Annotated in this window: 7 protein-coding genes and 5 pseudogenes; 10 read left to right on the top strand and 2 right to left on the bottom strand. The window is 41.6% G+C overall.

Going from position 1 to position 10549, the window contains the following annotated elements; genetic code table 11:
- Positions 1–642 precede the first annotated feature (642 nt).
- Complete coding sequence (locus tag NL111_RS10340) at positions 643–1488, top strand: ParA family protein (protein WP_024863169.1); 846 nt, start codon at positions 643–645, stop codon at positions 1486–1488.
- 15 nt (positions 1489–1503) lie between these two features.
- Positions 1504–1878: a hypothetical protein gene (locus tag NL111_RS10335; RefSeq protein ID WP_024863168.1), complete on the top strand. Its 375-nt coding sequence runs from the start codon at positions 1504–1506 to the stop codon at positions 1876–1878.
- Positions 1879–2123: 245 nt separating this feature from the next.
- Here NL111_RS10335 and NL111_RS10330 read toward each other — a convergent pair whose 3' ends face one another.
- Positions 2124–2288 (bottom strand): hypothetical protein, encoded by a 165-nt coding sequence (locus tag NL111_RS10330; RefSeq protein ID WP_164878552.1) that lies wholly within the window; start codon positions 2286–2288, stop codon positions 2124–2126.
- Between the two features lie 226 nt (positions 2289–2514).
- On the opposite strand from NL111_RS10330, the pseudogene NL111_RS10325 reads away from it, so the two are divergent.
- From NL111_RS10325 to NL111_RS10315, 3 pseudogenes are all read left to right on the top strand, one after another.
- Positions 2515–2691 (top strand): annotated as a pseudogene (locus NL111_RS10325) (transposase); the annotation flags it as partial.
- Positions 2688–2795, top strand: a pseudogene (locus NL111_RS10320) (filamentation induced by cAMP protein fic); the annotation flags it as partial. The pseudogenes NL111_RS10325 and NL111_RS10320, both read left to right, overlap by 4 nt.
- 102 nt (positions 2796–2897) lie before the next feature.
- Positions 2898–3820, top strand: a pseudogene (locus NL111_RS10315) (IS30 family transposase).
- 773 nt (positions 3821–4593) lie between these two features.
- Here NL111_RS10315 and NL111_RS10310 read toward each other — a convergent pair.
- The gene (locus NL111_RS10310; RefSeq protein ID WP_051462099.1) at positions 4594–5277 is read right to left on the bottom strand and encodes an MFS transporter; all 684 of its coding nucleotides are present in this window, start codon (positions 5275–5277) and stop codon (positions 4594–4596) included.
- A gap of 128 nt (positions 5278–5405) precedes the next feature.
- Here NL111_RS10310 and NL111_RS10305 point away from each other — a divergent pair.
- The 5 genes and pseudogenes from NL111_RS10305 to NL111_RS10285 all read left to right on the top strand — a co-directional run bounded on the left by NL111_RS10305 (position 5406) and on the right by NL111_RS10285 (position 10539).
- Positions 5406–6149, top strand: a pseudogene (locus tag NL111_RS10305) (IS5 family transposase).
- A pseudogene (locus NL111_RS10300) lies at positions 6149–6445 on the top strand (MFS transporter); the annotation flags it as partial. The pseudogenes NL111_RS10305 and NL111_RS10300, both read left to right, overlap by 1 nt.
- 431 nt (positions 6446–6876) lie before the next feature.
- On the top strand, positions 6877–8496 hold the full coding sequence (locus NL111_RS10295) for a peptide ABC transporter substrate-binding protein (RefSeq protein ID WP_075140351.1): 1620 nt from the start codon (positions 6877–6879) through the stop codon (positions 8494–8496).
- 121 nt (positions 8497–8617) lie between these two features.
- Complete coding sequence (gene opp3b / locus NL111_RS10290; RefSeq protein ID WP_024863163.1) at positions 8618–9541, top strand: oligopeptide ABC transporter permease; 924 nt, start codon at positions 8618–8620, stop codon at positions 9539–9541.
- A complete protein-coding gene (locus tag NL111_RS10285; RefSeq protein ID WP_024863162.1) occupies positions 9541–10539 on the top strand; it encodes an ABC transporter permease in 999 nt (332 codons plus the stop codon). Before opp3b ends, NL111_RS10285 begins: the two co-directional genes overlap by 1 nt.
- Positions 10540–10549 lie beyond the last annotated feature (10 nt).

The raw sequence follows: 10549 nt of genomic DNA, 5'->3' as shown, positions 1-10549 counted from the left end.
CTACTTAATCCCCTCTCCTCAGACTCATCATTAGCTTACCTAAAAACGACCAAGCCCGATGAAACCTGCTATTTAAATCTTGGTAATTAAAAAGAGTTAATCAGGTAATGCTGATCAACTCATAAAAGTGAGTAAGCTAGCATAAAAACCAATATTGCCGTCAACTCACAAAACTTTTTAATTACTTACAATATTTAAACATTGAGTTTGAAAGGAAATTATCCTATAATACTTATATTGAAGTTTAAGAATATAAACCGTTTTGGTTTTGTGAGTCGTTGTGAATGCCAGTTCACGACGGCTTTTTTATTTATTTGTTATGTTAAGTAAAACATAACCCGATATAAATGTAAATAAACATTTTCGATTGTATACATATGAAATTGTTAGTTTACAAAGTTTACAATGTAAACTTTGTAAACTTTGTAAACTTTGTAAACTAGGTATACAATTGCGAACTTTTAAAAATACCTATTATATCAACATCCTATAGTCATTTTTGATAAAAATGGCATATGTAAACTGTGTAAACTTAGTATACATTGTTTACACAAAATTTAAGGTGGTCGATTTTGTATACATTTGCAATGTTTATAGTATGTGTACTATAATGAACTTATAAAATAAATATGAGGTGTTTTTATGGTAAGAGAAGATAAAGAAAAAACGGATTGTACTGTAAATGTGGTAGGAAATTTCAAAGGTGGAGTAGGAAAAACAAAAACATTAACTATGCTTGCTTATACGTCAGCCGTTTATAAGCATCGTAAGACATTAGTCATTGATCTTGATCCCCAAGCAAATGCTTCCAGTATTTTAGCAAAAACAGGAGGCATTAAAATTATTGATAAGAATATTTATAAAGGTTTTGTCAATGGAGAACTAGCGTCTCAAATTACCCCGATTATGGAAAATTTGGACTTATTATCAAGTGTAACTCAATTTAAAAATCTACCTAAATTGCTAATGTCAAAATTTCCAAATGATGATACAGCACAAATCAATTACCTTAACGAATTACTTAAGCCTCTAAAAGAGAAATACGATACTATCTATATTGACGTTCCACCTACAATTTCAGATTTTTCTGATAATGCTATGATGGCAGCTGATTATTGTATTATTGTATTGCAAACTCAAGAATTATCTTTAGATGGCGCTCAAACGTATATAGATTACATGCAATACCTAATCAATACTTATGATAAGCAGCTTCAAGTATTAGGAATAGTTCCATGTATGCTTCGACCTGGTGGCCGTGTTGATGACAAAGTGCTAAGTGATGCTAGAAATGCTTATGGCAATAACGTTTTGGATACTATAGTTAAATACCAGGAACGCTTAAAAGTCTATGATGTTGAAGGAATCCACCTTAAAAAGAATATCAATAACACTCCTGATCAATGGGATCTTAAAGCACATACTGTCTTTAAGAATGTTTTGAATGAATTAGATCAACATCAACTTGAACTTGAAACAAATTTATAAGGTGGGGGAATTAACATGGCTATTGATCCAATTTTAACTTCCAATAAAAAAAACACTTTAGATGATAAAAAAGTAAAGTTTTCAAACGGTAACGACTTTTCAAATCCTGACTTTAATATCTCTGACACAGATAATACTGCAAATAAAGAATCTAACAAAGATAAGACACATAAAAAGAAGCGTACACAAACTCAACGTCTTTCTGAAACAACGGTTCTTAAATGTAGGACATTACAACCATTTATGACAGAATTAGAGCGAGCAGATAAAGCGTCTATTGATGATATTATTTCAACACTTGCAGACTACTATATTAATCAAGGTTTACCCGACCGACAAAAAGACGTTTTTGAAGGAATGTACGATATAAACATAAAAAGATTAAAATAATTTCTATAAACTTTGCAACTGCAAACCATGTAAACTTGGTTTACTAAGTTTACATGGTTTGCTAAGTACTCATTTCTGTACAGATACAGTAATTTTTCTTACCAATAAAAATAAAATTCTATAAATCAATTTCATTTGTTTACTATGTATACTTCGTATACATAGTAAACAAGGTATACATATGCAAAGTATGTACAAGGGTTTAAAAAAGCAGGCTATATTACATCGCCTGCTTTTTTATTTTTTCACTCACTTGCAATGTCTAACAACGTATCAACTGTATTTTCACTTTGTTGTCGTTGTTTCACTTCTTTATTAATAGCTACCAACGCTTTATATTCCTCTTCATTAAAAGGCTCTTCGTAATCACCTTGTTCTTCTTTTTGATTAGGAAAAACTAAATCTAGCATTTGGTCTACTTCATTCTTATCATTGAATTTATCATCAACATAATTATATGATACTTGAGCGAGGTCAAGCTTTTCATGAGGGGTATCGACTTTAATATCATTAATTGTAGAGAGCGTAAAATATCTTGTGTAAATGCATAAAAGATTTCTGAATTGTATAGAAATAGGGAATGCCTTCCCTTATGATATTTAGTAATCACAGAAAACATCACAGGAGGCATTCCCCATGAATGAACTTACCACAGAAATTATCGCTGCACTAGCCCAAAAGCAAGATTTGGACGAAGCTTTTCGTCACCACCTCGAAATTGCGATTAACCAGCTGCTTCAAGCCGAATTGGCAGAGTTCTTGGGTTACGAACGCTACTCATACGCTGGGATTAACACTGGTAATAACCGCTCAACAAGATTGTGGCAGCGGAAGACGCCTTAGTACCGGGAGAATTACGTCAAGGGAAAGGAGGAGTTGATTTAGGTAGTGAAGACTTTTTTGAACCACCTTTAATTAAGTCAGATTGTAAAATTTAAGTTGAACATTTAAGTGGACAGAAAAAACCATCAATGCCTTTAATGGTGTTACCACACAATCCATTAGAAAGAAGGACCTTGATGAGCACCACTATTTTATCATTCCAGAACCGTGTTGTTATTGAAACGCTTCATAATGAAGGACGTTCCTTGCGATACATCGCTAACTACTTAGGCTTTAGTAAGACCACCATCTTTAACGAACTTCACCGGCTAAATAGTGAGTACCAGGCTGGGTTAGCGCAAACTGACTTTGAACGAAAGGTTAGTCAACGGGGGCGGAGTCTTCGCTCACTAAAAACCTTAAACACTTGATCGAGGAAAAAATTCAAGTCCAGAAGTGGTCCCCTGAACAAGTTGCCCATGTGGTGGGGATTGCCTACAAGACGGTCTATAACTGGATTGATCAAGGATGACTTGATATACAGTTGCCCGATTTGCCTGATCATGGAATTCGTCGTCACCGTGCTAAAGAAAAGCGTGGTACGTTCAATCACGGCCGCTCCATTGAGGAGCGGCCTCATAAAGTCGAAACTCGCCAGGAATTCGGCCACTTTGAAGCTGATACCGTACTTTCTGGTAAACGTAAAGGTCAAGCTGTGGCTACTTTTGTGGAACGTAAGAATCGCCTGACAATTGTTAAACGGCTCCATGGTCGCGACAGTCAGTCCATGACTCAAGCCGTACTTGAACTAGCTAGTCAACTTCAAGACAAGCTCAAGACGCTTACCGTAGATCATGGTAAAGAGTTCGCTAACTATCAGACAATTGAACGGCGAACTTGTACACAGGTTTATTTTGCCCATGCCTATTCACCGCATGAAAGAGGCAGTAATGAGAACCGTAACCGAGTTTTGCGGCGCTTTATTCCCAAAGGCCAAGCCATTGAAGAACTAAGTGATCACCAATTGGTTCAAATTAATTGGTATTTGAATTCCCGGCCACTTAAATGTCTTAATTGGCATACACCAATCGAGATCTTCTTGCTTAATTTACGTCATTAAATTCGTTCAAGTTATTTCTTGCAATCTGCCATATATAAAACTCATTTGAGTTCTTCTTGATTGTCTTCCAATCATAGGATTTTTTTAAGGTTGTGTGACGTATGCCATTAGAGCTTGCTTTTAATCTTTGTTAACAACCCAAAATGTTTTTGATGTAGTTTAATCAAAAAGGATATTAATAGATGATTAGCTATCCAAGCGACACTACCCGACAAAAATTTGAACTAATTTAAACTGATTTAGAAGCCGTGCGCCGATGCACACGACCGCGCCAAGTTGATTTCTACGAGATTATCTAATGCCGTTCTTTATATTCTGCGTACTGGCTCTTAATGGCGTCAGTTACCCCATGATTTTCCTAAATGGCAAACGAAACGGTTTACAGTTATTTCCACCGTTGGTCAGAACCGATTGATGCGGTTGGCCATAGTCAGTTAGATTTAATTTTAAAAAAATTGTCGATCAAGGTCGATTACACATAGGCTGCTTGGCAACCGGAACACTATGATGATTGCCAGCTCCGGCGTAAAACGAAAGAAGACAGCTGTCGTTGTCGTCACCAAAACTCTCTTACGAGTAGCTTAGCTCTTCAACGATCAGCACAAGTTAACCTACGAAACGATTCAGAGTGGTCAGCCCGGCACGCAAGGCGACCAGCCTTCATTTTACTGATTTCAAAGAAAGTAGTATGACAGAAATTGTCATACCACTTCTTTTACTTTTCAGTTGTTGGTGCCGGCACACCTTCCTTGTCCGACTGGTGATCAAACTTGTTAGTCAGCAAGAACGTTGGGATAATCATGACGGCAGTGCAGACCACCGCCCAGATAAACCCCCTGTTGATAGGCGTGCGCCACAGCTGTCAAATAATTAGTCATCAGTTCATGCGTGTGGCTAGTGAGGTACGCCGACACAACCGTCGCCATCAATGCTGAACCAAACGTACCACCTACATTTTGTGTAATCCGCCCCGCAATTGAAATTTGGCCGGAATACTTGGGATCTTGGCCGACAAACGAATCGGTCATGAGCGGACTGATAATGGCTCCGGCCCCGATTCCCCGAACAAATAAAATACCCATCAGTAACCAAAAGTTAGCGTGCTGATCAAAGGACATGAACGGCACGGTTCTAATTAGGGTCACTAACAAGCCGACAATCAGAACCCAACGCGCCCCGATTCGATCAATGAAGCGGCCAATGATTGGCCGGGCAATCAGCATCCTGATCCCTTGTGGAATAAGGGATAATCCCGCTTCAGCAACATTTTGACCACGTAGATTTTGGAAAAACAGTGGCAGTAATAGCATTGGCCCGTTATTCACAATCCCCGCCCAAACTAGTCCAATCATTGAACCGGTAAAGTTGCACCGTTTGAACAGAAATAACGGCACCACTGCCTGACTCTTACGGAAAATGGCGTAAATCGCATAAATCACCAGCAAGGCGATTCCCATACCCACATAGCTTAACGTCGTACTATTGTTAAAACTGGCCTTTGAGCTAGCCTTAGAACATGTTTGGGTTCTTAGACATGTCGCTATTTTTCAGGTATTCTAGTTAAAAAATGGAGAGTTATCACCCAATGCAACCATTTACCCATCACTACAGTAGCGACATTTCCCGTGAACAATTTGAGCTGATACGCCCAGGCCTTGAAGGTGCGCGAAAGTGCACCAAGCCACGTAAAATAGACCTTTATGATGTTTTCTGCGCCATACTTTATACCCTGAAAAATGGTTGTACTTGGCGTGACTTACCAGCTGATTTTCCTAAATGGCAAACCGTTTACTATTACTTGTTGGCCTGGAAAGAACCTACCAGCCCTGATGAACTAACCACGTTCGATCGAGTTTTAAAAAAACTGTCGCACGACATCGACTGAACCAAAACCGTTCAGCTAAAACGTCATTTTTAATCATTGACGCTCAAAGTGTTCGCAATATTGACCCAGCTGAACACAAGGGTTACGACGGAGGCAAAAAGCTCGCCGGTATCAAGCGTCATATCGGTGTTGACATTAACGGACTGCCGATGGCAGTCCACATCACAACCGCAAACGTTTCTGAACGTGATGGCGGATAGTGGCTATACGGGTAACGATTTCGCCGAACCGGTAAAAGCTATCATTGGTGGTGCCGATGTCATCATCGCTAAACAAAGCGATCTAAAGCAAGGTATCATCACACCGCAACGATGGATTGTGGAACGTAGTTTCAGTTGGCTTGGCAACTATCGGCGTCTTTGGCGAAATTGCGAACGGCAGTTACAGACAAGCGCCACGATGCTGGTTTTGGCATTCATTCGATTGCTTTTAAAAAGACCCTAAACATGTTCTTAACCATGGGTGCCGTGGACAGTAGCCTTTCCGGGGTTGCCGGTTCCATGAACTCACTGGCCCGCACGATCGGGTTGACCATTGGTATCAGCTTCGGCGCTACCTTGCTATCTGCCCAGTTGCCCGACGTGAAGCGCATCTCGCCACAATCCGGGGAACCATTTTTACATGCATTAGCCACAGTCTTTTGGTTAGCCACCTTAGTCTCCGTCGTTGGTCTGGTGATTGTGGTGTTCCGGAGCATCCGCAGCCACAAAAATGGTAAGGTACTCACTAATAATAAGTAATTGCTTTGAAAATAATTAGCAAGAACTGAGCAAATGCCTTGGTTCTTGCTCTTTTTGTGAGCACATGACTAGCAAGCTGTTTGACAGAAGCAAAAATTATTCAAACAAAACAAACAATTTCATGAAAACTGGAAGAAATTATGCAAAAAGTGTGTATTATTTAATATTTGGGTTGTTGCAACTTCCAATATTGCAGCGAGTTTTCAACGTCACGCCTTGCTAGTTAGACAAACTTTGCTATTTCTGGATTTAATGCGCTATCTAAAACATTCGTATAAGCCTTGTACGATTTGTTATTTGATACCATGCTTAACCTTTTTACGAAACATTTTCTAACATCGCGGTTTTTTTATCCAAAAATGAGAGATTACTTATTTACATTAATGAGATTTTAATGTAAAGTAAGTTCAATCATTTTAGGAGGGATCAAGATGAAATTTAGAAAAACAATGGTTGCGGGCACAATAATTGCGCTCGCCGGGATGTTAGCAGCCTGTGGTTTTAATTCAGCAAGCAGTAAAGGTACCTCCATCACCCGCATGGTAGGCGATATTATCTCCACGATGGATCCGTCAACGAATACCGATGCAATTAGCGGTCAAGCGTTGATTGACACGATGGACGGCTTGTATCGGTATTCTGGCAAAGATTTACATCCGGCAATTGCCAAGAGTCAGCCAACCGTGACTAACGGTGGGAAGACGTATACTTTCAAATTACGAAATGCCAAATGGAGTAATGGTGACCCGGTTACGGCACAGGATTTCGTATTTGGTTGGCGGCGTACAGTTGAACCTAAGACAAAGTCCCAATATGCGTATCTCTTTTCCGGCGTGAAGAATGCCGATGATATTATGGCTGGCAAGAAAGCTGCCAGTACTTTAGGCGTTACCGCGGTTAACAAGACAACCTTGAAGGTGACCTTGGATCATGCGATTCCATACTTCAAGACCATGTTGGTTAACCCAGCATTCTTCCCGCAAAATGAGAAGTTCGTTGAAAAAGCCGGCAAAAAGTTCGGTACAACCTCCAAGTACATCTTGTCAAACGGTCCTTATGAGTTGAAGAACTGGAACGGCGATAGCAATACTTGGAAAGAAACCAAAAACGAGACTTATTGGAATGCCAAGAATGTGCATATTGATACCTTGAACAGTCAAGTGGTTAAGGATCCGCAAACTGCGATGAACCTTTATCAATCCAAGAAGTTGGATATTGCACAGCTAACTGGCGAGCAGGCCGCACAAGCCAAGTCCAACGCTGACTTCAAAGGCCGTAAGCAAACTTCCACATTCTACCTGGAATTAAACGAACAAAAAGATCCTATCTTTAAGAACACCAAAGTTCGGCAGGCAATTTCCATGGCAATTAATCGGAAAGAATACATCAAGAAAGTCTTGAATGATTCTTCTATTGCGGCTAAGAACGTTACGCCTGAAGGACTGTTTACCAAGGACGGTAAAGATTTTTCGGAGACAGCAGCAAAAGCAGAATCATCAACGGTTACGTATGACCCTTCCAAGGCCAAAGAACTTTGGACAGAAGGATTAAAGGAAACCGGTCAGACCGCACCAAAGCTGGAACTGTTAACGGATGATACTACCAATGCCAAGCGTTCGGCTGAGTACTTTCAGAGTACCCTTCAGCAGAATTTACCAGGTTTGAAAGTGACAATTGCCACGGTACCATTTAAGACCCGTTTGTCTCGTTCTCAAAATGGTCAGTTCGATATGGTCATCTCAGCCTGGAGTGCTGATTTCCCAGATGCAATTTCCTTCCTCGATTTGTTCACCACTGACAATACGTATAACGATGGCAAGTGGTCAAATGCGCAATATGATGCCTTGATTAAACAGTCCAAGACGACGGACGCCTCTAACCCGACTGCTCGTTGGAATACTTTGTTAAAGGCGCAAGAACTTCTGACAAAGGAACAAGGTGTTGTTCCACTGTATCAAAGTGTTCAAACTACACTGCAACGTAAGACCATTACCGGTTTGAAGTACAATCCGACGAATTCCTATGACTTTGTCAATGCAAAGAGTAAGTAATTCGCTGAAATAAAAATAAAGGCTTAACACTTTAATCATTAGTTCTCATGAACGGCGTTGTCCCGCCACAAAACACGTGACAACGCCGTTTGAGTAAAAACCAAAAAAACAGGAGTGAAACATGGCTAAATATATTTTAAAACGGATCGGCTTCTTGCTTCTGACGCTGTTTCTTGTTGCCACCATTACTTTCTTCCTAATGAAGTTACTGCCCGGAACCCCGTTTAATAATCCTAAAATTCCGGCAGACCAACTGGCAATTTTAAAGAAACAGTATGGACTGGATAAGCCGGTTTGGATGCAATATCTCACGTATATGGCAGGGATCACGCATGGTGCCTTCGGGATGTCGTACCAGTATCCCGGTCAAACCGTGTCCGGGCTGATCGTTTCGCGAATGGGACCGTCACTGCAAATCGGCGCGCAAGCCATGGTTGTTGGCACACTCGCCGGCATCGTGCTCGGTGCGATTGCGGCGATTCGGAAGAATACCTGGGTAGATGCCACCGCGACAATTTTCGCGATTCTCGGTCGGTCCATTCCTAACTTCGTGTTCGCTGCGTTGCTGCAACTATTTGCTTACAAAACCGGCGCCTTCCCAGTCGCATTGTGGGGCGGATTTACGTACAGCATTTTGCCAACCATCGCCCTTGCCATTGCACCACTGGCTCAAACGGCGCGGTTTATGCGTACCGAAATGGTGGATGTGCTGAGTTCGGACTACATTGAGCTTGCGCGGTCCAAAGGCGAATCACACTGGCAGGTCGTTGCCAAGCACGCACTGCGTAACTCCATGATTCCGATTGTTACCATCATCGGACCAATGGCGGTTGACTTGATGGTCGGCTCGCTGGTTGTCGAGAATATTTTTGCGATCCCTGGCATTGGTGAACAATTTGTCAAGTCGATCACGACCAACGACTATCCGGTTATCATGGCTTTGGCAATTCTTTACAGTGCAATGTTGACCGTCACCATCTTAATCGTTGATATTCTCTACGGCTTCATTGATCCACGAATCCGACTGAGCGGGGAGGTAAACTAATGGAAACAACAAAATTAAGTCCAGACGCATTCAAGCATGTCAAAGTGAATACGGCTGAACAGGAACGCATTGCCAAGCCTGCGCTGACGTTCTCACAAGATGCGATGCGGCGATTGAAAAAGAACAAAGCCGCGCTCATCTCACTTTGGATCTTGATTATCATTGCGGTCATTTCGATTCTATCTTTGTGGCTGTCACCATCAAATCCTAACAAGCAGAACCTGAACTATTCCAATTTGCCACCAAAATGGCCAGGCGTTGATTTACCAGGATTAAACGGTTACCTGAACGGCCAAAATAAATACGCTGGCATGGGCAAAAATGTTTACTACCTGCTCGGCACGGATTACCTCGGCCGTGATCTGCTATCCCGTATTATGGTCGGCACCCGCGTTTCACTGTTCATCGGGATTGTCGCAACTTTCTTCGATCTGACTATCGGGGTTTTCTATGGCATCATCTCCGGATGGCGCGGTGGCATGACCGATACCTTGATGCAGCGTGTCATTGAAATCATTTCCAGTGTGCCAAACCTGGTTGTTGTTATCTTGATGCTGCAGGTATTTAAGCCAGGGATGACGTCCATCATTTTGGCAATTGCGTTGACTGGCTGGGTCACCATGGCCCGCCTGATTCGGGCGCAAACACTGCAGTTAAAAGATCAGGAATTTGTCTTGGCGGCCAGAACGCTTGGTGAGTCGAGTGTCAAAATCGCATTTAAACACCTGATTCCGAACCTGAGCTCTATCATCATTATTCAGACCATGTTTACGATTCCAACGGCCATCTTCTTTGAAGCCTTCCTGAGTTACATCGGGATCGGGCTGCCGGCACCAACTGCCAGTCTTGGGACGTTGTTATCCGATGGGCAAAAGAACCTGCAAGTTCTACCATATCAACTGCTGTGTCCGGCGATTGTCATCGTTGTCTTGATGCTGGCGTTTAACTTGCTGGCTGATGGCTTGCGTGACGCGTTTGATCCGCGCAGTGAACATTAGGAGGTGGCAA

Source organism: Pediococcus sp. AC40, assembly GCF_030252485.1.
GTDB lineage: Bacteria > Bacillota > Bacilli > Lactobacillales > Lactobacillaceae > Pediococcus > Pediococcus acidilactici.
The sequence above is the reverse complement of the archived record's forward strand: the minus strand, read 5'-3'. Positions and strand labels throughout refer to the sequence as shown.